At 46.4% G+C, this 22393-nt stretch carries 22 protein-coding genes; 17 read left to right on the forward strand and 5 right to left on the reverse strand.

Translation table 11 applies throughout. The features are described from left to right. Positions 1-57 precede the first annotated feature (57 nt). Together AB4Y93_RS00465 and AB4Y93_RS00470 are read left to right on the forward strand one after the other, a co-directional pair. Entirely contained in the window at positions 58-1068 is a 1011-nt protein-coding gene (locus AB4Y93_RS00465; protein ID WP_441888069.1) for an SDR family oxidoreductase, read from the forward strand. Between the two features lie 134 nt (positions 1069-1202). After that, entirely contained in the window at positions 1203-2597 is a 1395-nt protein-coding gene (locus AB4Y93_RS00470; RefSeq protein WP_441888070.1) for a YheC/YheD family endospore coat-associated protein, read from the forward strand. A gap of 330 nt (positions 2598-2927) precedes the next feature. Here the strand turns inward: AB4Y93_RS00470 and AB4Y93_RS00475 are convergent, their stop codons facing one another. After that, positions 2928-3755 (reverse strand): sugar phosphate isomerase/epimerase family protein, encoded by an 828-nt coding sequence (locus AB4Y93_RS00475; RefSeq protein ID WP_441888071.1) that lies wholly within the window; start codon positions 3753-3755, stop codon positions 2928-2930. 161 nt (positions 3756-3916) lie between these two features. Here AB4Y93_RS00475 and AB4Y93_RS00480 point away from each other — a divergent pair, with 161 nt between their 5' ends. The 4 genes from AB4Y93_RS00480 (at position 3917) to AB4Y93_RS00495 (ending at position 8122) form a co-directional block, all read left to right on the forward strand. Continuing rightward, complete coding sequence (locus AB4Y93_RS00480) at positions 3917-5485, forward strand: MDR family MFS transporter (protein ID WP_441888072.1); 1569 nt, start codon at positions 3917-3919, stop codon at positions 5483-5485. Between the two features lie 12 nt (positions 5486-5497). Then, positions 5498-6109, forward strand: coding sequence for a PadR family transcriptional regulator (locus tag AB4Y93_RS00485; protein ID WP_441888073.1), 612 nt, complete (start codon positions 5498-5500; stop codon positions 6107-6109). 311 nt (positions 6110-6420) lie between these two features. Continuing rightward, positions 6421-7491: a glucosaminidase domain-containing protein gene (locus AB4Y93_RS00490; protein ID WP_441888074.1), complete on the forward strand. Its 1071-nt coding sequence runs from the start codon at positions 6421-6423 to the stop codon at positions 7489-7491. 85 nt (positions 7492-7576) lie between these two features. Then, the gene (locus tag AB4Y93_RS00495; RefSeq protein WP_441888075.1) at positions 7577-8122 is read left to right on the forward strand and encodes a LysM peptidoglycan-binding domain-containing protein; all 546 of its coding nucleotides are present in this window, start codon (positions 7577-7579) and stop codon (positions 8120-8122) included. 56 nt (positions 8123-8178) lie between these two features. Here AB4Y93_RS00495 and AB4Y93_RS00500 read toward each other — a convergent pair whose 3' ends face one another. After that, complete coding sequence (locus tag AB4Y93_RS00500) at positions 8179-9321, reverse strand: hypothetical protein (protein WP_441888076.1); 1143 nt, start codon at positions 9319-9321, stop codon at positions 8179-8181. 109 nt (positions 9322-9430) lie between these two features. Here AB4Y93_RS00500 and AB4Y93_RS00505 point away from each other — a divergent pair, with 109 nt between their 5' ends. Next, positions 9431-10399 carry a VanW family protein gene (locus tag AB4Y93_RS00505; protein WP_441888077.1) on the forward strand — a complete coding sequence of 323 codons (969 nt, stop codon included), beginning with the start codon at positions 9431-9433 and terminating at the stop codon, positions 10397-10399. Beyond that, positions 10396-11640, forward strand: a complete 1245-nt coding sequence (locus AB4Y93_RS00510) for a TolB family protein (protein WP_441888078.1) — start codon at positions 10396-10398, stop codon at positions 11638-11640. The genes AB4Y93_RS00505 and AB4Y93_RS00510 overlap by 4 nt, the downstream gene beginning before the upstream one ends. A 68-nt stretch (positions 11641-11708) precedes the next feature. Here AB4Y93_RS00510 and AB4Y93_RS00515 read toward each other — a convergent pair whose 3' ends face one another. Continuing rightward, a complete protein-coding gene (locus tag AB4Y93_RS00515; RefSeq protein WP_165930719.1) occupies positions 11709-11855 on the reverse strand; it encodes a hypothetical protein in 147 nt (48 codons plus the stop codon). Positions 11856-12034: 179 nt separating this feature from the next. Between AB4Y93_RS00515 and AB4Y93_RS00520 the strand changes: the two genes are divergently transcribed. Together AB4Y93_RS00520 and AB4Y93_RS00525 are read left to right on the forward strand one after the other, a co-directional pair. Beyond that, entirely contained in the window at positions 12035-12361 is a 327-nt protein-coding gene (locus AB4Y93_RS00520) for an L-rhamnose mutarotase (protein WP_167274178.1), read from the forward strand. Positions 12362-12519: 158 nt separating this feature from the next. Next, positions 12520-12825 (forward strand): DivIVA domain-containing protein, encoded by a 306-nt coding sequence (locus tag AB4Y93_RS00525; protein WP_167274183.1) that lies wholly within the window; start codon positions 12520-12522, stop codon positions 12823-12825. 57 nt (positions 12826-12882) lie between these two features. Here the strand turns inward: AB4Y93_RS00525 and AB4Y93_RS00530 are convergent, their stop codons facing one another. Continuing rightward, complete coding sequence (locus AB4Y93_RS00530) at positions 12883-14316, reverse strand: DEAD/DEAH box helicase (protein ID WP_441888079.1); 1434 nt, start codon at positions 14314-14316, stop codon at positions 12883-12885. Positions 14317-14454: 138 nt separating this feature from the next. Here AB4Y93_RS00530 and AB4Y93_RS00535 point away from each other — a divergent pair, with 138 nt between their 5' ends. The 6 genes from AB4Y93_RS00535 (at position 14455) to AB4Y93_RS00560 (ending at position 21213) form a co-directional block, all read left to right on the forward strand. Beyond that, complete coding sequence (locus tag AB4Y93_RS00535) at positions 14455-16026, forward strand: ABC-F family ATP-binding cassette domain-containing protein (RefSeq protein WP_441888080.1); 1572 nt, start codon at positions 14455-14457, stop codon at positions 16024-16026. Between the two features lie 205 nt (positions 16027-16231). Then, positions 16232-17386 carry a serine hydrolase domain-containing protein gene (locus AB4Y93_RS00540; protein WP_441888081.1) on the forward strand — a complete coding sequence of 385 codons (1155 nt, stop codon included), beginning with the start codon at positions 16232-16234 and terminating at the stop codon, positions 17384-17386. Between the two features lie 28 nt (positions 17387-17414). After that, the gene (locus AB4Y93_RS00545; RefSeq protein ID WP_441888082.1) at positions 17415-18602 is read left to right on the forward strand and encodes a serine hydrolase domain-containing protein; all 1188 of its coding nucleotides are present in this window, start codon (positions 17415-17417) and stop codon (positions 18600-18602) included. Next, complete coding sequence (locus tag AB4Y93_RS00550; RefSeq protein ID WP_441888083.1) at positions 18599-19408, forward strand: ABC transporter permease; 810 nt, start codon at positions 18599-18601, stop codon at positions 19406-19408. The genes AB4Y93_RS00545 and AB4Y93_RS00550 overlap by 4 nt, the downstream gene beginning before the upstream one ends. Beyond that, positions 19405-20181, forward strand: a complete 777-nt coding sequence (locus tag AB4Y93_RS00555) for an ABC transporter permease (RefSeq protein WP_441888084.1) — start codon at positions 19405-19407, stop codon at positions 20179-20181. The genes AB4Y93_RS00550 and AB4Y93_RS00555 overlap by 4 nt, the downstream gene beginning before the upstream one ends. 30 nt (positions 20182-20211) lie before the next feature. Then, the gene (locus AB4Y93_RS00560; RefSeq protein WP_441888085.1) at positions 20212-21213 is read left to right on the forward strand and encodes an ABC transporter ATP-binding protein; all 1002 of its coding nucleotides are present in this window, start codon (positions 20212-20214) and stop codon (positions 21211-21213) included. Between the two features lie 37 nt (positions 21214-21250). Here AB4Y93_RS00560 and AB4Y93_RS00565 read toward each other — a convergent pair whose 3' ends face one another. Beyond that, positions 21251-21388, reverse strand: a complete 138-nt coding sequence (locus AB4Y93_RS00565; RefSeq protein WP_441888086.1) for a hypothetical protein — start codon at positions 21386-21388, stop codon at positions 21251-21253. A 144-nt stretch (positions 21389-21532) separates the two neighbouring features. Here AB4Y93_RS00565 and AB4Y93_RS00570 point away from each other — a divergent pair, with 144 nt between their 5' ends. Continuing rightward, the gene (locus AB4Y93_RS00570; protein WP_441888087.1) at positions 21533-22300 is read left to right on the forward strand and encodes a MerR family transcriptional regulator; all 768 of its coding nucleotides are present in this window, start codon (positions 21533-21535) and stop codon (positions 22298-22300) included. Positions 22301-22393 lie beyond the last annotated feature (93 nt).

Genomic DNA, 22393 nt, shown 5'->3' on the forward strand with positions numbered 1-22393 from the left:
ACATTGCTCCTGTTGCTTTAAAGCTTTAAACTGTTCATTGAAGGGAGCGATGTTCAGATGAAAGTATTGTTTATCGGAGGCACTGGCTTAATCAGCCAGGCGGTATCGAAGCTTGCTGCTGAGAAAGGTATTAAGCTCTATTTGTTTAACCGTGGTAATCGGGATGGCTTAGTCCCGGAAGGTGCAGAGATTATCGTAGGAGATATCCGCGATAAGGAATCTGCTGCAGCTGCACTAGACGGTTATGAGTTCGATGTAGTTGTGGACTGGATCGCTTTCACACCGGAACATGTACAGACCGACATTGATCTATTCCGGGGGCGTACGAAGCAATATATCTTTATCAGTTCTGCATCTGCCTACCAGAAGCCGCTGAAGCATTATATCATAACCGAGCAGGATACGCCGCTTGAAAATCCATACTGGCAATACTCTCGAGATAAAATAGCCTGTGAAGAGCTGCTGATGAAAGAGTATGCGAATGCCGGCTTCCCAGCAACCATTGTCCGCCCTTCGTATACATACGGCGATACAATGATTCCTGCCTCACTGAACAGTTGGTCTCATCCATGGTCTCTTGCTGCGCGCATGCGTAAAGGGCTGCCAATTATCGTTCATGGAGACGGCCAATCATTATGGACAATGACGCATAACAGCGATTTTGCAAAAGGCTTTGTTGGCCTGCTTGGCCAGCAGTCTGCGATTGGTGAAGCTTATCATATTACTTCAGATGAAGTGCTTACTTGGGATCAGATCTATGATGCGATTGGTGCTGCTGCTGGCGTAAAGCCCAATCTAGTACATATTTCGTCCGAATTTCTTATTTCGTATGATCCGGAGCTTGTTGGAGGATTACTTGGTGACAAAGCAGTCAGCGCCGTGTTCGACAACAGTAAGATCAAGCAGCTGGTACCAGAGTTTGTGGCTACGGTACCTTTTGCAGAAGGCATCAAGCGGACGATCGATTGGTTCGAAGCACGACCAGAGCGATGTACGGAAGACGAAGAGTGGAATAAGCAAATGGATATTATCATTGCAGCGCACTCATCTGGACTTAAGAAAAGGTAGTTCATTACAAAAAGAGGCCGTACGGGCACCAAGCCTGTACGGCCTCTTTTTTGTTTGCGCGAATAGGCATTGACCGTGTCCGATAGACTTCTGCCCCATATTTTAATGATAGTAGGGGAAGAGGGGGATCGCCTTTGTATAATGAAGCCCTTGTGGAAGTCTCTAGTAACAGCAAGCAAGGCATGAATCAAGTGGCCATAAGTCGAAGTCTTATGAATAAATGGGGATTAATGGCCTCTACTACAATAAAAGTGAATATCGGGCATCTTGCGATACTGGCGAACGTGATCCCGATTAATAGTAATACGCCAAAAATCGTGTTATCCAAGACCCATAACGATAAACTGTCCATTCCAAAGCCTTGCAAGCTTTATGCTTACTATAATCATAAATCTATTCGGCTCGGGCCGGTCGTTGGCGTAGTTGTCAGCAGCCCGAAATTTGAAGAGGTCAGCAATCATTTTCTGCAGTCCCATACAACGGGACGTCCGATGCTGCTCTATAAATTCAGGCCGGAGGATATTAAGTGGAGGACTCGGAAGGTTAACGGAAGCTTCCTGCAGCGATCTGGTAAAGGAATGCGGTGGCACAAGGCAACCGCTCCATTCCCGAACGTCATCTACAACCAAATTAAGTCTAGAAAAATCTATAGTACGCCATTGTATAAACGGTTATTCGAGTATATCCACCATACGCGCAGCACAATCTTTAATCATAACTACTTCAATAAAGGCGACATGTATAGGTTTATATCGAATGACACAGAATTGAAAGCTCATTTGCCGCTCTCGTATATTTCGCCGTCCATTCATCAAATTGAAGAGCTGTTAAAGATATCAACATCCGTCTTTCTCAAGCCACTTAAAGGAAGTGGTGGCCAGGGCATCTATAAAATCAGTCGAAGAACAAGCTCACGGCCGTACTATTGCGAAGCCATATTTGGTAAGACGAAGGTCAGTAAGCCATATTCTTCCCTGGCACAATTGATTCACAATCATATTCCGAAGCTGTCATCCTACTTGGTCCAACAAGGTGTGGAGCTGAAGCGTTACGGAGCAGACTTCTTTGATCTGCGTGTTCAGCTTAATAAGAATGGCAAGAACGAATGGGTGGTTGCAGCCATTGGGGCTAATATTAATCATCCCAGCAAAATTACGACACATGGCGGTTGGATTAAGACAGGGCCTTATGTGCTAAATGAAGTATTCAGGCAGAAAGCTGGCGTTATCGAGGATAAAATAAAAAAGGTATCGAAACGAATCGGGTATGTGCTGGAAAAAGGGTATGGGCATGAGCTTGGTGATCTAGGCATTGATCTTGGCGTCGATAAGGATGGACGTGTATGGATTTTCGAAGCGAATAGCGCTCCGGGTCGACATATATTCAAGCATCAGTTGCTTAAGCCGCTTCACCGAAAATCCGATCTTCTTATGATGGACTACTGCCAGTATCTGTTTAGGAAGCAGAATGATAAGTTCTTTCCAAGCATGCTTGGTACACGCGCGGCAAAGCTTCGGAAGCTGAAATAAGTAAATTGGCGATGTAATCATAAATAGCGGTGCAGGAATAACTCCTGCACCGCTATTTTGTGATTTGATCTCTATCTTGTTTTTGTAAAAGATTGAAGCAGAGTTCTGTGAAATCCACATTTATTTTAAAATTTCTATTGATTAGGTTAATGGCAAACGGAGCATTTTGAATGATTCTGGAGAAGCAAAGAGTATGCTTACGAAGTAGCTTTCTTTCAGAAAGCTTTTAAGCGTTCGCTTTTGCTCGGGGAATCCAACCTTATTTCGTTAATTCAAAGGAATCCCCGAGCAATGGCGATCGGAAGAACATTCAAATGCGCAGTTTGATAATTAACCATATGATGCCGCGATTCGTTTCACCCGTTCGAGGCCTTCCCACATATCGCCTGGGCCATCGTAGATCAGGACAAATGCGCCGTTAAATCCGGATGAAGAGACAGCGTCTAGACATTTGCGAAGCTCCGTTTCATCCGGATAGCCATTCTCATCATATTGAGGCTTCACATGAATGGATACGCTAAATGGTGTTGTGAGTGCCAGCTCCTCATATTTATGAGCGCCATGGAAATTACCGAAGTCCGTAATGGTTGAGGCATGCTCACCCCAGGCATCGAGCAGCTTCATGCAGCTCGCTCCGGTTGAAGTCAGTGATTTGAAATTTTCCGTTACAACCTTTACTCCAACTGTTCGTCCATAAGCAGAGAGTTCTGACAATCTTGAGGCTGAAGCCAGGATTGCCTCGTCATCCGTTGGCAATGCTTCGCCAGCTACGACCCGGATCTGTTTGGCACCGCAAAGGGATGCGATATCAATCCATTCTCGAATTAAAGATAGATCGGCGGCTACACGGCTTTCATTTGATGAAGTGATATCGCCATAGTCAAGCAGCAGGGTGTCGAAGGACAAGCCAGTTGTCTCGAAAGCTTGCTTGATTTCCGCCAAGTATGCCGGTTCCGTGGAAGGGAAGTGGAAGTGGCATACTTCAACTGCCTGATAACCGCGTCGGGCAGCTTCTGCAGGGAGCTCAAGCAGCGTGTGAATCGATGGCTGTTCCTGAACGGAAGTGTCGTGCTGGCGTGTTTCTTCATTCCAGATGGTCCAACGAAGTGGACCTAAATTTCGGTGAAGGCTCCAAGTACTTAACGATAAATATGACATATGTAATCCCACCTTATCCTAAGATCTCCTTGCCATTATACACCAGAAAACTTACAAAACCTCTAAACATTTTTAGATTGATTAATACTCAAATTTGAGTATAATAGGCGAAGGGTATTCAAATTTGAGTACGGCTAATTGATAAAAGAAGGGAAGTTCTTATGGACGCGAAAAAAAGCAGTGTTAAATTAGTTATCGCGGGTCTGCTGCTTGGTCTGTTCATGTCGGCATTGGATCAAACGATCGTATCTACCGCTATGACCAATATTATTGAGAAGCTGGGCGGGATGGATAAATTCGTATGGGTTTATTCCGCTTATATGATCGCGATGGTGGTGGCAACACCAATCTTTGGTAAACTGTCCGATATGTACGGACGCAAACGTTTCTTCATCTCAGGTTTAATCTTCTTCTTAATTGGTTCGATCTTGTGTGGTACAGCTACAGATATGAATCAGCTCATTATTTACCGTGCGATCCAAGGTATTGGCGGCGGTGCTATTATGCCAATCGTATTTACGATTATCTTCGATTTGTTCCCGGCGGAGAAACGTGGCAAAATGATGGGTCTGTTTGGCGCCGTATTTGGTATTTCCAGCGTATTTGGTCCGATTATGGGCGGCGCTATTACGGATAATATGAGCTGGCGCTGGATTTTCTACATTAATGTACCGATCGGCATCTTGTCGTTGATCTTCATTATGAAAGGTTATCAGGAATCGAAAAGTTATCGGAAGCAAGCCATTGACTGGGCGGGTGCTATTCTTCTGATGGCTGCCGTTCTGCTTCTGATGTTTGGCCTTGAGCTTGGCGGTACGGATGGCTGGGCTTGGGATTCGGCGAAGACGATTTCGCTGCTTGCTGGAGCAGTTATCCTTGCCGTTGTATTCCTCTTTGTTGAGAAAGCAGCGAAGGATCCGATTATACCGCTTACGTTGTTCAAGAAGCAGTTATTTACAAGCAGCATGATGATCAGCCTTCTGTATGGCGGTATTATGATCGCTGTTGCTACTTATATTCCACTGTTCATGCAAGGCGTATTCCATTTGTCTGCGACTAGCACAAGTACGGTCCTTACTCCAATGATGCTTGGTGTTGTAGTCAGCGCACAGGTTGGCGGCCGGATTGCAAATAAATTCCGGTTCCGTGATGTGATGATCGTATCGTCCATTATACTTATGGTGGGGACTTATCTGCTTGGCTATGTGATGGACACATCGTCCAGCCGCGGTTTGATTACTGTGTTTATGGTCATCGTTGGTCTGGGGATTGGTGTATCCTTCTCCTTGCTTAACATCTCGACGTTGAACTCCGTTCCTCCGCAGTATAAGGGTTCGGCATCGTCGCTAATCACTTTCTTCCGTACGATTGGCTCAGCGCTTGGCATTACGGTATTTGGCACCATGCAGAAGTCTCATTTCCAAAACTCGCTGCAGGAAATGCCAAACATCAACCCTGACATGGCTGCACAAATCAAAGGTGGGCAGGCATTGCTTAATCCAAAAGTACAAGAGCAAATGGGGCTGCCAGCTGATTTTGTAAATGTATTGCTCGGTAAGCTGTCCGACTCTATCCTGTTTATTTTCCAATGGAACGTTCTGCTGCCAATTCTGGCTTTCGTTTTCGCGATCCTCATGGGTCGTGCTCGCCTTGAATTAGCTCCGAAGCCTAAGGCGGCTCCATCTGGTGAAGAAGCGGGGAAGCCGGAACCATCCTACTCCGGGAGATAAAGGATGATGCCGATGAAGCTGTTAATCCTTGGGCTTCTGATGGAAAGAGACAGACATCCATATGATATTCGACAAACGATTAAGCAGCGGAACTGGAACGAATGCTTCAGGCTGCGGGATGGCTCCTTGTATTATGCGGTTGATCAAATGCGCGATAAGCAATTAATTGAAGCAGCGGAGATCGTAACAGTTCCGGGGGACAATCGCCCAGACAAAACGATTTACCGCATAACGGAGAAAGGGAAGGCTGCCTTCCATAAACTGCTGTATGATCAGTTTAGCGAGGTATCTTATCCTCAGCATCCTGTATTTCTAACCTTGCCATTTGTTCGTCATGGAGATCAGGAACAGGTTATTGAGCTGCTGGAAAAGCAGCTGGAGGCTTGCGAAGAACGCATTAAACGAATGGAAGCCGTACTGGCATTCAAAGGGGATATTCTTCCAAGAGGATCTAACATGATGATCCGCGGGATCATGAAGTTTGGCGAGACAGAAAAGGAATGGCTCCTTGAGTTAATCGAAGAAGCAAGAAGTGGTCAACTGCTGCAAGGTACAACTTGGACTCCTGAGCAGATCGAGGAGTATCTTCGGACCCTCAGCAAACCACATAAGTCGGAAGAATAATACAATTAAGGCTAGTGAACCGCACAGTTGTGCGGTTCTTTTGTTTTTCATTTGTTTTTATTTACCTTATTTACTCGTATGGGGTCATATTAGCGAAGCTTTTTCGGGTAAGTTACTGATCAAACGATTCGAACGGACGGCATTTGTCGATAATCCTCTTTTTCAGCCAAATTACAACTCTTTTGTCCGACAAAGAAACAAGAAACCCGCACAGGATATTTGACACGTTTTTCAATTCCTCCTATGTACAATCTAACCTATACCGAAACACAGGTATGTCTGATTTACAAAACGATGGAAGAGGTGTAACGATGCATACAAAACTTAATCGTCAAGTGCTTGTCTATGTACTTTGTATAGCTTTGTTCATGACCTTGAGCACGCGTTTTCTACCTTCAAATAAAGTCTCAGCTGACGTGACAGACAACTTATCGGCAAGTCTTCTGACCATTACGGACGGCAATGTTATCATGGGCGAAACCTTACAGCTATTCTCACCGCAATTACCGGAAACAACAGATTTGATCCAGCCTGCCCTGCAAGAAGAAGTGTCTGAGCCTATTACGAATTCCTCCCTCGAAATACATAGCGCGATCGCGCCGCCCTCTGTGCAAGAACCACCGATCTATACATATGAAGTAACCGCGTTTTATCTCAATGTCCGCGAACAGCCGGATGCAAACTCCAATATTATCGAAGTACTTAAGCAAGGCGATACAATCGAGGTTGGTCAAACATTAGATAATGGATGGCTTGCGTTGAAGGATAAAGGCTTTGTCCACGGTCGTTATGCGGAAAAGATAGAAGAGAGCGGAGCCGTAGCTGCTGAGGCTGCAGCAGTACCGGAAGTTTTAGCGAAAGCGAATACAATAGTGGCAGAAGTGCCGCTTAACGATACGTTAAAGATTAGACCGTCACAGACTCCAGAACCAGAACCGTCAGATCCAGAGAAACCAACATCTGCTGTAGAGTCAGATTCCGGCTTAACGGAAGAACATATCGCCAAGCTATTTGAGAAAACAGCTCTTGCCAACCACGGATTGGAGAAGGCTGTTCTCGATATAGAACAGGAATACGGCATTAACGCGTACTTCACGATAGCGGTTATGAAGCTGGAGAGCGGTAACGGGAAGAGTACACTCGCGAAGAAGAAAAACAATCTGTTTGGTCTCAATGCAATCGACAGCGACAAATATAACAGGGCCTTTTCCTTTGAGACGAAGGGAGACAGTGTCCGTAAATTCGGACAGCTGCTCGCCAAGAACTACGTAGACAAAGGATTTACGACGATCGATAAGATAGCGAGAAAGTATTGTCCGTCAAATCCAAAGTGGGCGAGTCTTGTGATGAATATTATGAAAAAGGATTATAAGAAGTTATAAAAACAACTTGCTTGAAGAGAGGAACCTTTTCGCCCATGATTCAATAAGTTATATAGTCAAATGACTATGTAACGGAGGTAACTCGATGGATAACCGTGGATTTGTTCCTTTTGGTGGCGGAGGTTTTGGTGGCGGTGGCTTTGGTGGTGGCTTTCACGGAGGGTTCCGTCCTCCATTCCGGCCATTCCCCCATCCGTTCTTCCCAGGCCGTTTCTTATTCCCGTTCTTCTTCTTCTCGCCATTCTTCTCTCCCTTCATCCGGGAAGATGACCGTAACTACTATTATGCTCATCATCAAGTGCAGGCAGGGGATACGATGGAGCAAATCGCCCATGCGTACAATATTCCAAGCACACTCTTAGAAGAAGCTAATCTCCACCTTTCCAGTCCAAAATCACTTAAACATGGCGAAACAGTTGTTATACCACGCATCTCTAATATGTATTGCCACAAAACGTACATGGATCTGCCTGCTAACCAATCAACTGCTCAAAGCAATGTACACCCAAATGTTCAGTCCAACATGGTAAGCCCAAACAGTGTTGGTCCAAACATGGTTAATCCGAACATGGTGAGCCCAAACATGGTTAATCCTAATATGGCTAATCCGAATATGCATATGGGCCACTAAAAAACAAATAACGACCACCACCTTCTTACTTGGGGAAGGGAGGTGGTCGTTATTTGTTAGGAGAGATTTAATTCCTTCAGCTCCCATGGACTGATTGGACTTGTTCTTACGAAATGAGATTGTAATTGCAGCAGCCTTTTACCACGGGCTATATGAATCGTTTCTGCTTCGAGCCGAACATCAGAGAGCAATGATTCCTCTTGTGGCAGCTCGCGGCCATCTTTCCGCCTGATGGAGCTCCAATCTTGTTTGTGCTGGAGCAGCGCTGCAGATTGCTCCTGGGACAATCCCTCTGTCAGTATCTGAACCATCTCCGAATCATCATGATGCAGGGCTTCAATGAGACTTTGGCCTAACTGAAGAGGGGAGGAGTCTGCAAAATAACTTCTCAACATCCCGGCAGCTTTGTATACCATGAGCTGATGCGGCAAATCCGGAGCATCCGATTTATGCGTGGAGCTGTTCAGGAAATGAACGCAAAAATGCCCCGAAAAACCATTCTCCGGAATCCCGTCTCCACCATGGGGCATCCCATTCATTGAGGCAGCAATTTGTTTGCCGTCTTTCTCGGCAATAATTGCTTTCCGATCCCAGGTCCAGCCCTTGTTGTAAATTTGTTTCATCACTTCTGTGTCTGCTTTCGTAACTGGTTGGACATCGGCATGATCATGTCCGGCTCTGCGCTGCACCCGAAACGTCAGCCCAGTCTCCATATCCTTAATCACAAAAATTGATTTGCGGGAAAAGAGCTTCTCGGCCTCCTGCCAATCCAGTAATTTGCCGTAATGAAGCTCATGAAGCGCATCGGCAGCTTGTCTTAGCTTCACAACTGCCTTGCTGGGCAGTTCAAGCCTCTTCTTGTGGGTTTCGTCCCATAACTGGCCGCTGGTATCGAGACGAAGCAATGGGGCGCTTAAGCGCTGCTCATTCACGTACAGATCGCTAAAGCGTGGCACCTCACTTGTTTGCTGCCACTTCGGATTTGTAACAGCGTTCATCATATCGGGATCTGTGATGAGCTGATGGTTTTCGAAGAGGGCTGTTGGGCTTGTTCGGACAGATAATACCAGACCTGATTCCTTCCTGGCTTCATCCAATACCGCTGACCTCGCATGGAGGACATTCATCGGTAACCAAGCAAGGCTCATGAGGAGCATGATCAGACCGGCAGATAGGCTGCGGCTAAGTCGCATAAACATAATATCCTCCTATTTCTAAATAATTGAAGCGTAAGCGAACCATACTATCCCTTGTCCATTATTATTCACGGCTGTAATAGTGCTTATGTGAAGATAGGAGAAGTGAGGAATGGGATTGAACGGAATATGGATAGCTGGCCTTGCTATCCTGCTGCAGCAGCCAGTAACGCCAATAACTACTTCTGGCCAATTAACGATTGAACATCAAGGGAAGCAGCTTGCTTCTATAGATAGGCAAGACTACGGGCTCCCAGGGACATCATTTCTGAACATTACGAAATATAACCAGCTGCAAACAAAGCTGGAGAAAATCGTGAACGTTCCGCCGGCTAACGCTTATATCGCTGATCGAGGGAATATCGTTCCTGAGAAACCGGGTTATATGCTCGATCATGATCAATTTGCGAAGCTATTTTACGCTTATTTTTTCAATAATAAGCCCTCTAACATTGTTGTCCCTCTTGCCCAAGTTCATGCGAAGGTGGACAGTGAATTACTTGCCAGCATTAAAGAGAAGCCGATTGGTCATTACGTCACTTACTATAACAGCAACAATAAGAACCGCTCCCATAATATTTCACTTGCTGCTAAGGCTATCTCGAACGCTGTGGTGTTCCCTGGAGAGACCTTTTCGTTTAATCAAATCGTTGGACCAAGAACGGTGGAAAAAGGCTACTTGAGTGCACCGATTATTGTAAGGGGAGAGCTGTCAGAAGGAGTAGGCGGTGGCATATGCCAAGTATCCTCAACCTTGTTTAATGCCATTGACAGCGCTGGCCTCAAGATTGTCCAACGGTATTCTCATAGCCGTCATGTTCCTTATGTGTTACCCGGACGTGATGCAACCGTCAGCTGGGATGGACCTGATTTCGTATTTCGGAATGAATATAACCAGCCTGTTCTTATTCGAGCATTTGCAGGCAGTGGACGCGTCTTTGTATCCGTTTATTCTTCCGAGCTTATTGAGTACAAGCATCGGGTTATCCCAAGTATGTCGAAGAAACTGCCTGAGGAAATTGTATTCAAATTGCAGCATGTGGATCGTTTTGCAGATGAAGGGATGGGGATTATGCCATGAGAAGAAGGTTATTGGGACTCCTGGTTGGCATTACTGTTGTTGGTTTACAAGCGTTCACTCCAACAGACGTGGCGGCAGAAGGCGAGCGGGAAGCGCTGCAGGCTGCTTTTATCCGTAATAATGATCTATGGCTTGCAAACGAGGAGGTGCAAAAACCGCTTACCAAGGGGGAGTTCATTCGATACCCGAATTGGTCGAGTGACGGGAAATGGCTGACGTTCCTTCGGAATGAGAATCGTCCTGAAGTTTGGACATACGAGGCGGCGACTGGCGGTATGCGCAAAATTGAAGAGGGCAGCGATACAAAATGGGATCCACACAGTCATCGGTTAGCGATAATGTCAGGCAGATACCTTAGTGTGGTTTCGGCAGAAAAGCCAACAGATCATTCCCAGGATCGAATTATGGACAATGTAGGAGAGTTTTCATGGATCCCGGACGGCAGCGGACTTCTTGTTTCGACGGCCGCAGAGCTCATGCCTGACGGTCAATGGTCAGCTGTTGAGCTGTACATCCTGAAACAAGATGCTTCGGGCGCTTGGGTAAAACAGTTGTTTTATCGATTGCCAACTCAATCGGATGAATGGTTCGCCGTACAGACAAGCCCGTTCAAATGGTCGCCTGACGGAAGATGGATCGCCTTTATTGCTAAGCCAACAGCTTCGTTGTCTGCGGATGCGAATACGCTGGTCTTATTATCTACAGATGGGAAGAGCTTTCTGAAAGCCGGACAGATGCTTGCTTATACGAACTGGTTCGAGTGGGCGCCAACTAGTGGACAACTAGCCTTCATCGAGGGGACGGGAAGGGAAGCGACCTCGAATAAGAAGCTGACGATTGTGGATGATATCGCCTCATTGAACAAACGAGTCATAACCCCTGCGGGATATGCAGATAATGATTTTACATGGGACCGTGATGAAGCCATCATCGTCTCCAGACGGAAAGAATCCAATTGGTCCAGTGATGAAGAGGATCGAACGCTTCCTATATTAGTACATGCAAATCTTCAATCTGGAAAACAAAAAAATATAACCCGTTCGCTTGATGGATATGGGGATTATGCTCCATCATTGGTGAACAACGGGATGCTCGCTTGGATTCAAGCTGGACAAGGCTTTGCTGAGGTGAAATATTTTAGAGATCGAGCTAGGCGTCCCTTAACTTGGATTCCCAAGCTGACCGTTGCCTCTGATTATTACGGCAGAATGAATTGGAGCGAAGTGATTGATTATCAATAAAAGAGGAATGGCCGGCCACCTTGCTAAGCAAGATGTTTCCGGCCACTTGTGCTTCATATTACGGAAGTCTAGCCTGTAGATGGGCTGTTCGGAACATGACCCTTTTGGTTGCGGTTTCGGTCTGTTGAGCCCGCCACATTATTTTCAGCTTCTAATGAGTTGAATTGCAGTGCATGCATTTTACCTTGGAAAGACCGTCGTTTATTATGCGACATGGAATTCATTCCTCCCTGCGATAGAATGGCGCCTACATCCTGTGGCGAGATTAGATTGCCCGCTGGCGGCACGGAATATCGCGTGAAAAATCTTCTCTTTACACCTTTCTCTGGATAATTTATATTTGAACCTGTCAGCATTTCTTGAAAACGTCTTCATGAGGAGTGGGAGGAAACACATGGAAAACAGCAATAAATTTGCGTGGACTTGGAAGATTAAAGAGGAACTGCTTGAGGAATACATAGCCATGCATCTGGCACCTTGGCCTGAAATTATGGAAGAGCATACACGTGCAGGATTTCGGAATTATTCGATTTTTCAAAATGGCAACCAGTTTTTCTACTGCTTTGAATGTGATGATGTCGAGAAGGCATTCAGCATTATAGCTGAGAGCGAACCTTGCAACCGTTGGAATGCAATCACCTCACAAATGGTGGAAGGCTCCTTCGATTTCAAGGAAGCTGAACCGATCAAACCTTTGAGGGAAGTCTTCTATTTGAAATAAATAAGAACGTATATGGACGGCCTGACGCGGGATGCGAACGGCGGTCCTTTTTTCATGCTTCAATGCTCCGCTTTGCAGAAAGTCGAATTTCGTCGTATTATATAGATTAGATATCATTCAATGTTATTTTTTAAGGCCTGAGAGGAGCATTCATAACAATGAGCGAGTTGGTTCATTACGGTATTCAATTAACGGCGCAAACGATACATGCTAAGCAGTTCGAGAAGAAGATGAGAGGCTACAACCAAGAGCAGGTTGACGAGTTCCTCGATGAGATTATTAAGGACTACAGCCGTATGCAGGAACTGATTGTGAAATTTGAGGCTGACCTGGCGAATATACATAAGGAATTGATGAAGGACAAAGAAGCTTTCGATTACTTTATGGTTAAACGCCGCCTTGAAGATCTGGAACAACGTGTATTCGGTGAAAAAAGAGAGACCCTTCGTCCTCGCGTTATGTAACAAAAAAAGCCGCTTAAGAGCTATGTCATTCAACATAGAGCTTTAAGCGGCTTTTTATTATTTATTTCCTCTGCGAACCTTTAGTTGCTTGCCTTTAACCGTTGTATTCTTCATAAGCTCCAGGACAAGCGATCCTTTGCCGTTCAGAATCTCAACATCGGTCACATGATCAAGAATGGTGATAATCCCAATATCGTCAGCGGTTACCCCTTCAAGCTTAGCGATGGTCCCCACGAAATCTACAGCTCTGAATTTCTTTTTCTTCCCGCCATTAAAGTTCAGCTTCATAATCTGCTTGTTTAGCTGCTCGCGCCGATCTTTTTTAAGCTCAACCCCAACATTAATTTTGCGTTCAAAATCTTCCCGGCGGCGGTCAACAGCTTCTTCGGAAGGAGCTTTCACTCTCGGGATCGCAAATCCAATATAGTCTTCAATGTCGGAGAGACGTCTGCCGTCATTAGGTGCAAGGAAGGTAATTGCCGTTCCGTTCTTGCCAGCACGACCTGTACGGCCTGTACGATGAACATAGCTTTCCTTCTCAAGCGGGATATCGTAGTTGATGACATGGGTAATATTCGAAATATCGATACCTCTTGCCGCAACATCTGTTGCAATCAGATAACGGAATTGACCTCTTCTGAACGCATTCATCACTTCGAAGCGCTCTTCCTGCTCCAAGCCGCCGTGGATACGGTCGCATGGATAGTCGAGCTCAGCCATCGCCCGGAACAGCTTATCGACATTCTCCTGAGTCCGGCAGAAAATAATACAGCTGTCCGGATTCTCCACAATAAGAACATCTTGCAGCAAGGCCAGCTTGTCCGCTTCTCTTACTTCAATAAGGGAATGTTCAATGGTTGCTGTCGTTAACCCGCTTGCTTGGATCTCGATCTGAGCAGGGTTGTCCATATATCGGCGTGACAGCTTGGCTACATCCTCAGGGAAGGTGGCAGAAAATAACATCGTGACCCGGTCACTTGGCAGGGCTTGAATGATCGCTTGAACCTGCTCGATGAATCCCATATTCAGCATTTCATCAGCTTCATCAATGACGAGATAAGCGAGACGTTCTAATGCAAGTGTACCACGCTCGATATGATCGAGAACACGTCCTGGCGTACCAACAACCATATGTGTTCTTTGCTTCAGTTCAGCTTTTTGCATATGAAAAGGGGATTTCCCGTATAGGGCTGCTGCTTTAATTCGCTTGAACCGCCCGATATTCGTGATATCTTCCGTAACCTGAACGGCAAGCTCACGGGTTGGCGTTAAGATTAAAGCCTGCGGCTTATTCTCGTTCCATTCCACAAGCTCACAGAGCGGAATGCCGTAGGCGGCTGTTTTACCGCTGCCGGTTTGCGATTTGACGACCAAATCTTTTTTCTCAAGTGCAATCGGAATGACCTTCGATTGTACCTCTGTTGGGGTGTCGAAGCCCAAGCTAGTTAATGCCATCGTAATTTCCTTGCTTAATTTTTTAAATGCTGTCATTTTCAACCTCTTCTACACGATTTTCGTATTATCTATACATACAGATTGCCACCGAACATTCTACATATACTTGTCCATTATACTCGGAATCGCTCCTGATAGTGTTATAATCGTTAGACGAACGGAAGGATGATAGCGATGAGCGTAATTAGGCTGGAAAATGTAACGAAAAAATATGAAGATGCCATGATCTTCCGCGATATTTATTTTCGCTTAAGTCAAGGGGAACGAGTTGGCCTGATCGGACGGAATGGTGCCGGTAAATCGACGGTATTCAGGCTCATTATGGGGAAAGAAGAGCCGACATCCGGGAAAGTAGAGATCGATCCTCAGGTGAAGATTGGATACTTCTCGCAGTTCTCGGAGCTGAGCGGCAGCTTATCCGTCCAGCAGGAGCTGGAGATGTGCTTTGAGCAAGTAGCCCTTATTGAACGTGAGCTTCAAGAGGTGGCAGAGAAGCTGGGGACGGTCACGGATGACGGCGAGATGGACAAGCTGCTGACGAGGCAGGCTGAGCTGTTTGAGCAAATGGATCATTTGGACGGCTGGAATGTGTCTGTCGAGATTAACACGGTGCTTACGAAGCTTGGCTTTAATGATAATTCGCGGAATCAGCCGGTAGATGAGTTGTCTGGAGGCTGGAGAAACCGCGCGGCGCTGGCCAAAATGCTTATTCAATTGCCGGATGTTGTTCTGCTCGATGAGCCTACGAACTATTTGGATATGGAAGGTATTGCGTGGCTGGAGCAGTGGCTGTACCGATTCAAGGGCGCGATGATTCTGGTATCCCATGATCGGGAGTTTATCGACAAAGTGGTTACGAAAACAATTGAAATTGAGAATTATCATTTCCAGGAGTACGACGGCAATTATACCGATTATGTACGTAAGAAGAAAATGCGCAAGAAGGAGCTGGACCGCCAGTTCGAGTGGGAAGAGGAGCTTCTCCTTATGGAGTCTGAAGCCATCGACAGCCGCAGCAGCAAAGCAAAATCGAAAGATCGGCTTTCTCGCCAACTGGCCGATAACAAGAAACAGATCGAGCCGCATCCTGTTAATGTGCTCATCACCGATATTTACGAGAAGCTGCGTTTTCCAGATAAATTATGTGAAGTGAAGCAAATTAGTCAGACCTATGATGGCAGACAGATTTTCCAGCATGTCAGCTTTGATATTCAGAAGGAAGACCGTCTTGTCATCGTTGGTCCTAACGGCAGCGGAAAATCGACACTGATTAAAGTACTGACAGGACAGGAAAAGCCGGAGTCTGGTGAAGTTGTCTGGGAGAGAGGCGTCAGCTACGCTTACTTCAACCGGATGTGGGAAGAGCTTGATCCGAAGGATACGGTCAGTCACGCGGTGAACACGTATGGACTAGGACTGGATGCACCACGGAAAAAGGTAAATAAATTCCTGTCCATGCTTCAATTCTCGGAGATGGATTTAAGCAAATTTATTGGCAATCTGTCTGGTGGACAGAAGGCTCGTGTGGCACTGGCCAAATGTCTTCTCTCTGGTGCTGCAGTCATTATTTTAGATGAACCAACCAATCATCTGGATTTAACGAGTATTCAGGTGATGGAGCAGGCGTTAATTCATTTCCCGGGTGCGGTTATTACGGTGAGTCATGATCGATTCTTTATCGATAAGATTGGGACGAAGATGCTCACCTTCGATCCAGAGGCTGGAGTAATCGAGCAGAGTTTATAAGGAAAAGGAATGCAGATCAAGGCACTTTTGTGCTTTGGTCTGCATTTTTTTTATGACTAGAGAGAAATACAAAGGTTTAAACAAAATGCAAAATATAATTTTGTTTTACACGAAAAAGGCATAGACATACGAACATTCGTACCCTTAAAATAAGAAAGTGTTACATTTTTCCATGTATCTCTAATAAAGGGAGATGACGAATTAAATGCAGAATACGATTCATATTCATGAAGGCTGGACGAATGCAAGCCCAGAGGAAGCCAACTTCGACAGACAGAACCTTCGCCGGTTAGATGACCATTATGCCGCAATTATCTCTAACGGTACGATACAAGCAGCAAGCTATCTTATTGCGAGAAAAGGGAAAGTATTTGCACAGCGCTCGCTAGGCAAGCTTCGGAATGAAGCAGACAGTATGGATCTGCTGCCGGATTCCATCCGGAAAGTATATTCCATTACCAAAGTGTTTACTGCCGTGGCGATTCATCAACTGATTGACCGGGGGCAACTTTCATTAATGGACTCCGTAAGCCGTTTTATTCCGGAATTTAATAATGATAAACATCGTGCCATTACGATCTTTCAATTACTAACCCATACCTCAGGCTTGCAGGGTGATCCTGGCTTTTATCAGGAGCCTTATGGACTCCCGTGGTATGAGTGGATGGCGCGTGAAGCTAAGAAGGCATATCCGGATGTGAATTGGCTGCAGGTCTTATTGTCTGGCCCATTGCAGCGTATGCCGGGCAAAGAGTGGATTTACTCGTCAAGCGGCTATGTATTGCTAGGTGAAGTGATTGCGAGAATATCCGGCAAATCGTATGAACAATACATACATGATGAGATTTTAACGCCGCTTGGCATGACGAGCACGTTCTTTAAAGTACCGGAAGAACGAATGGACGAGGTATGCTGCACGAATGTCTGGGAGAAAGAACAGATCTATAAGCCTCGAGAGCGTAAGGCGGATATGCCGAATGTGGCTGGCAACGGCTTGTATTCCTCACTCGAGGATTTATGGAGGTTTGGTCAGATGATGCTGGATGGCGGTATCGGCAATGGCAGCCGCATCCTGTCGAAACGCTCTATTGAGCTGCAGACCAGGAATCATTTGAATGGTATTACGAATAAAGGCTGGGGAAGTCACCAGAAGGATTTCAAATATGGTCTTGGCTGGTCGGTAGATCATTATGATCTATCAAGTCCGGGAACGTTCTCGCATGAAGGCTTTGGCCACTGCGGGCTATATATAGATCCGGTTGAAGAGCTGGTGTTTGCCTTCTTCGTTCTAAGTCAAAAAGGATATACGAATGAATCGGTTATCACGCCGCGTGCGATCGTGTGGTCGGGATTGGAATAAATCATATCCATATAATGGAGGGAAGCCCATGACAACATCGGGTGTATACACGGAAGTACAGCCGCAGGAGACCGGATTTGATCCGGATGCGCGGCATCGGCTGGAGCGGCATTTCGAGAAGCTGATTGAACAGAAACAAATCCAATGTGCCTCTTATTTAATATCCAGCCACGGTGCAGTCTTTGCCAAAGGCGCGTTTGGCCAACTGCAATACGATAACCCTGGTTCACTGTATAGAGAGGATACGATCCGTAAAATAGCATCGGTGACGAAGCTGTTTACTTCGGCGGCGATCTTCCAATTAATTGAGCAAGGCAAGCTGTTTCTTCGCCAGTCCGTCGCTGATTGGATCGAGGAATTCAAGAATCCTACCTATAATAAGATTCAAATCTGGCATTTGCTGACGCATACCTCTGGTATTCAAGCAGATCCTGGCTACTATAATGAGCCTATTGCAAGAGGCTGGTGGGACTTCCTTTTCGCTTTTGAGCCGGAGAATGAGGGTCCTGATGCAGTAACCGACCCGGAAGAACTCGACAAGCAGCGGCGCAGCCAGTGGATTCGGGCTGTGTTATCTGGACAACCGTTGTCTGCACCGGGTGAAGAGTGGGTCTACTCCTCCGCAGGCTACGCAATACTTGGTGAAATCGTCACCCGCGTGAGTGGAATCCCATACGAACAGTATGTTATGGAGAAAATTGTTCAGCCACTTGGAATGAATCGGACCTTCTTCGACATTCCGAAGGAGCTTCATGATGAAGTTTGCTGGATTAATGAATATGACCGGGAGCGGATTACGAAGGTGCAGGACCGGAAATACAGTCCGCCAAGAGCTGGCGGAGGTCTGAATTCAACGCTTGATGATTTGTACCGATTTGGCCAAATGCTGCTGAATAAAGGTACACTTGACGGCGTGAAGATATTATCCCGCAAGTCCGTTGAGAAGATGACTTCAAATGTTCTTGGCCGCGATCTTGAAGGCTTTTGCTGGGGCAGCAGGCTCAAGGATTTAACCTATGGACTTGGAGTGTCGCTTATTCGACAGGATGAATGGCTTCCAGAAGGCTCCTATGGTCATGAAGGCGCTGGTCGCTGCAAGCTGCTCATTGATCCGCTTCATCATTCCGTTGTGGTTTACTTTGTCCCTTCTAACATGGATTGGTCACCGGAGTCGATTAATGGCACGAATTCAATTATCGGTTCCGGCTGGCTGTGAGGCGGCTGACCGCCGTCATTCAAGCGATCGGATTCGCTACCTACAAGGAGTGGGCGGCGTTCCGGTCGCATATGGCGGCTTCACTGCTTGTGGGTCCTGTTATGTTTCTCGTCCAGGTGTTTATTTGGAAGGCGATTTACGAGGGGCATGACACGATAAATGGGCTAACCTATCAACAGATGCTCACCTATTATGGTGTATCCAGCCTCATTCATTATATTTCGTTTGATTTTGCAGATTGGAATCTGCAGATGCTTGTGCGCAGCGGCAAATTTGTCACCTTCGCACTTCGGCCGCTGCCGCATTGGCTGTTTGCCCTCGCTCAGAAGATTGGTCATCGCTCATTAGCACTATGGGTGGAAGTGCTGCCAGTACTCTTGCTATTCATCTTTGTCTTTGGTGTTAATCTGCAGCCGGCAGCTCCGGGCTGGGCAATCCTATCTATTGCGCTGAGCTTCTTAATGAATTTCATGGTCAATTATTGTGTTGGATTAACCGCCTTCTGGCTTGTCCGTGCGGAGGGCATACGGCGGGTCTTTCTATTATTGAAAGATATATGCGCTGGTGTGTTTATTCCGCTGTCCTTTTTCCCAGAAGTCCTGCAGAAGATCTTGTTCTTCCTGCCATTCCAGTTCATTACCTATCTCCCGACAAGAGTGTATGGGGGAGAATATGAGCTTGCAGGCATTCATTTATCCCTTGCTCAAGCCGTTGGCCTTCAAGTGGTCGCCGTCGCGATTACTGCGCTTACGATGGGTCTGATGTATAACGCCGCCATGAGAAGATTCACGGGGGTGGGCGTATGAGAGAGACCTTGCTAGGTGCAGTCATGCGAACGAAGTTTGCGGAGCAAATGGCTTATCGCAGTCATTTTATCATCAGCGTCCTTATGCTTATCGTAGGCGATCTTGTTGTTCCATTGGTTACTTTACTCGTGTACAAGTCGGGGGCTTCTTTCCCGGGATGGACGATGCATGAAGCGCTGCTCATTCAAGCGGTGTTTGCGTTGTCTAAAGGGATTGCCTTCCCATTCTTTTTCGGGATGGTTGGTACAACGCTTGGTCATGTAAGGGAAGGAACGTTTGATTTGCTGCTGCTCCGGCCTCGTCCAGTTATGGTGATGGCCATGATTACGGGCTTTGATCCAGATGACTTCGGCCGGTTGTTTAGTGGTGCGGTGCTGTTCATTTACGCACTTAGTGGAATGGCTATGCCAGGTGGAGGGGCATGGCTGCAGTTCTTCTTGTTATTCCTCGCATCGGTAACGATGCTGTGCGCTGTATCGCTGTTCTTGTCCGGCATGTTGTTCCGGTGGGTGGGAAGCAGCCGCGTGTTTGATATCTTCGACGCCTTCACAAGCTTTGGCATGTACCCGGGGACAATTTTCTCGAAGTCGCTGCAAAATATTTTGACCTACGTTCTGCCTATTGGTCTGATCGCCTTTGTTCCTGCAGGAGCGCTGCTTGGGCGAAGTGGTTGGAGTGGATTATGGGCCCTCCTGCCGGCTGCCGCTTTTCTGCTGCTTGGTATGCTGTATTGGAATCGAATGCTAAGAAGTTATACAAGTGCAGGTGGATAACTGAGGTGAGAAAGGAGGAGACAGTGCAGAATGATTGAAGTTCGTAATTTGACGAAAACCTATATGACGCATGAACGTGGACATACGCTGCGAGAAGTCACTCGTAATTTGATTAGACGACCTATGAAGGAAATCAAAGCAGTAAATGATTTATCTTTTACCGTACCACAGGGCGAGATGCTGGCCTTTCTTGGGCCAAATGGTGCTGGGAAATCAACGACGTTGAAGATATTAACGGGCGTTCTGCATCCAACTGCAGGGGAAGTGAAAGCGCTTGGACTTGTCCCATGGAAGCAGCGGCGGCAATATGTTGGCAGAATCGGAGCGGTGTTTGGTCAAAAATCGCAGCTTCTGTGGGACATTCCGCCGGTAGATGCTTTTTATATGAATAAAGCCATCTATGGTGTGCCGGACAGAGAGTATAAGAGAACATTGGATGAACTGACGGAGCTGCTGAACGTAGGTGAAATCATCCGAAAGCCGACCAGGCAGTTATCACTTGGTGAACGGATGAAATGTGAGTTCATTATGGCGATGCTTCACCGCCCGGAAATTGTATTTCTTGATGAGCCAACAATTGGTCTGGATATGATTGCGAAGGAGAATATCCGCGGCTTTATTCGGAATATGAACAGCCAAGGAGTAACCTTTATTCTGACGACACATGACCTTGAGGACGTCGAGATGCTGGCAGAGCGTGTGATCGTTATTAACCATGGTGAGATTGTAGTGGATGATTCTCTTGGTGTGTTGCGAAGCCGTTTAGGGGATAAGAAGTCGGTTAAGTTAACGACGGAGATAGCGGTGCCGGACATTAAGCTTCAAGGGATACAAATGACAGAACGAATCGGGCCGCTGGAAATCGCGCTTGAGATCGATACAACTATGCTTCCTCTGAAGAGATTTATCCGGGAGTTTAACGAGGTATACGGGATTGTGGATATGGCGATTGAAGCTATACCAATTGAATCCATTATGAAGGAATTATATATGGGCAAGGCGGTGGTTGAAACAGCCGCGTCGAAATCATAGCTTGAAGGTGGGCTGCCCTATTGGGGCAGCCTTTGCTTTAATTGCAGGTATTGTTCTTTTTCGGTTTTTTTGGTACGTTTCCTGAGTTATCCGCCAGCTTATCGCCAAACTGATCAAGGCGTGATGGGCTGGCTGCAGGTCCATCATTATCGGGCTTATTGTTGCGTCCAGTCATGATTGCTCACCTCCAACCTTACTAGGTTGAGCGTAAGGGAACCCTTTCATGCATTGTATAATGATCCTAAGAAATCCTAATGAAATAGGTGTTGACCTTCACGTTACGTCAAGGTGTACAGTAAGGTTGTCGGGAGGTGAGCAGATGGAATATACCGTACAGAAGCTAGGGCAGCTCGCTGGTGTAAGTACTAGAACGCTAAGGTATTACGATGAGCTTGGCTTATTAAAGCCAGCAAGAGTAAACTCGTCGGGGTATCGTATCTATGGCCAGGCGGAGGTGGATTTGCTGCAGCAAATCTTATTTTTCCGCGAGCTTGGATTAGGGCTTGATGCGATTAAGCAGATTCTAGATGATCCAACCTTCGATAAAGCTAAGGCTTTAAAGGAACACCGCGCGCAGCTTCTCGACCGTAGACGACAGCTGGATGTTCTCATTCAGAATGTCGACCAATCCATTGAACATGCGGAGGGGAAAATAACGATGACGGATAAGCAAAAGTTTGATGGCTTTAAGCAGAAGCTGATTGACGAGAATGAGAAGAAGTATGGCAAAGAAATTCGAGAGAAGTATGGCGATGATACGGTGAATGCGTCTAATGCCAAGCTGAGTGGTATGACGCAGGAACAATACGAGGAAGTTACGCAGCTGGCGAATGAGGTACAATCGACACTAGCTGAAGCATTCCAAACAGGAGATCCATCAAGCGATATCGCGCAAAAAGCTGCCGATTTGCATAAACGCTGGCTGATGTTTTATTGGAAAGAGTATTCGAAGGAAGCCCATGCCGGGCTTGCCCAAATGTACGTGGACGATGTACGCTTCACTGCATACTACGACGTTGATCAGCCAGGCACTGCCGCCTTTCTGCGCGATGCGATTCATATTTATACGGGAGTAATCCAACCGTAGCCTCACAGGCATGGTCAGATAGTGAATAGCCTCACATCTGTGCACCGTAGCCCAATGGGCTACGGTTTTTTATTGTCTGCGGCATGTTAGAGG

The sequence above is a fragment of the Paenibacillus sp. YAF4_2 genome, from assembly GCF_052113225.1.
Taxonomy (GTDB): domain Bacteria; phylum Bacillota; class Bacilli; order Paenibacillales; family Paenibacillaceae; genus Pristimantibacillus.

Bases quoted from the DNA above. Each gene is read 5' to 3' on its own strand.
- AB4Y93_RS00565 (WP_441888086.1), bottom strand. From the start codon at position 21,388: ATGACTGGACGCAACAATAAGCCCGATAATGATGGACCTGCAGCCAGC.
- AB4Y93_RS00530 (WP_441888079.1), bottom strand. From the start codon at position 14,316: ATGACAGCATTTAAAAAATTAAGCAAGGAAATTACGATGGCATTAACT.
- AB4Y93_RS00535 (WP_441888080.1), top strand. From the start codon at position 14,455: ATGAGCGTAATTAGGCTGGAAAATGTAACGAAAAAATATGAAGATGCC.
- AB4Y93_RS00555 (WP_441888084.1), top strand. From the start codon at position 19,405: ATGAGAGAGACCTTGCTAGGTGCAGTCATGCGAACGAAGTTTGCGGAG.
- AB4Y93_RS00495 (WP_441888075.1), top strand. From the start codon at position 7,577: ATGGATAACCGTGGATTTGTTCCTTTTGGTGGCGGAGGTTTTGGTGGC.
- AB4Y93_RS00500 (WP_441888076.1), bottom strand. From the start codon at position 9,321: ATGTTTATGCGACTTAGCCGCAGCCTATCTGCCGGTCTGATCATGCTC.
- AB4Y93_RS00490 (WP_441888074.1), top strand. From the start codon at position 6,421: ATGCATACAAAACTTAATCGTCAAGTGCTTGTCTATGTACTTTGTATA.
- AB4Y93_RS00540 (WP_441888081.1), top strand. From the start codon at position 16,232: ATGCAGAATACGATTCATATTCATGAAGGCTGGACGAATGCAAGCCCA.
- AB4Y93_RS00505 (WP_441888077.1), top strand. From the start codon at position 9,431: ATGGGATTGAACGGAATATGGATAGCTGGCCTTGCTATCCTGCTGCAG.
- AB4Y93_RS00480 (WP_441888072.1), top strand. From the start codon at position 3,917: ATGGACGCGAAAAAAAGCAGTGTTAAATTAGTTATCGCGGGTCTGCTG.
- AB4Y93_RS00515 (WP_165930719.1), bottom strand. From the start codon at position 11,855: ATGTCGCATAATAAACGACGGTCTTTCCAAGGTAAAATGCATGCACTG.
- AB4Y93_RS00510 (WP_441888078.1), top strand. From the start codon at position 10,396: ATGAGAAGAAGGTTATTGGGACTCCTGGTTGGCATTACTGTTGTTGGT.
- AB4Y93_RS00545 (WP_441888082.1), top strand. From the start codon at position 17,415: ATGACAACATCGGGTGTATACACGGAAGTACAGCCGCAGGAGACCGGA.
- AB4Y93_RS00560 (WP_441888085.1), top strand. From the start codon at position 20,212: ATGATTGAAGTTCGTAATTTGACGAAAACCTATATGACGCATGAACGT.
- AB4Y93_RS00525 (WP_167274183.1), top strand. From the start codon at position 12,520: ATGAGCGAGTTGGTTCATTACGGTATTCAATTAACGGCGCAAACGATA.
- AB4Y93_RS00485 (WP_441888073.1), top strand. From the start codon at position 5,498: ATGAAGCTGTTAATCCTTGGGCTTCTGATGGAAAGAGACAGACATCCA.
- AB4Y93_RS00475 (WP_441888071.1), bottom strand. From the start codon at position 3,755: ATGTCATATTTATCGTTAAGTACTTGGAGCCTTCACCGAAATTTAGGT.
- AB4Y93_RS00570 (WP_441888087.1), top strand. From the start codon at position 21,533: ATGGAATATACCGTACAGAAGCTAGGGCAGCTCGCTGGTGTAAGTACT.
- AB4Y93_RS00520 (WP_167274178.1), top strand. From the start codon at position 12,035: ATGGAAAACAGCAATAAATTTGCGTGGACTTGGAAGATTAAAGAGGAA.
- AB4Y93_RS00465 (WP_441888069.1), top strand. From the start codon at position 58: ATGAAAGTATTGTTTATCGGAGGCACTGGCTTAATCAGCCAGGCGGTA.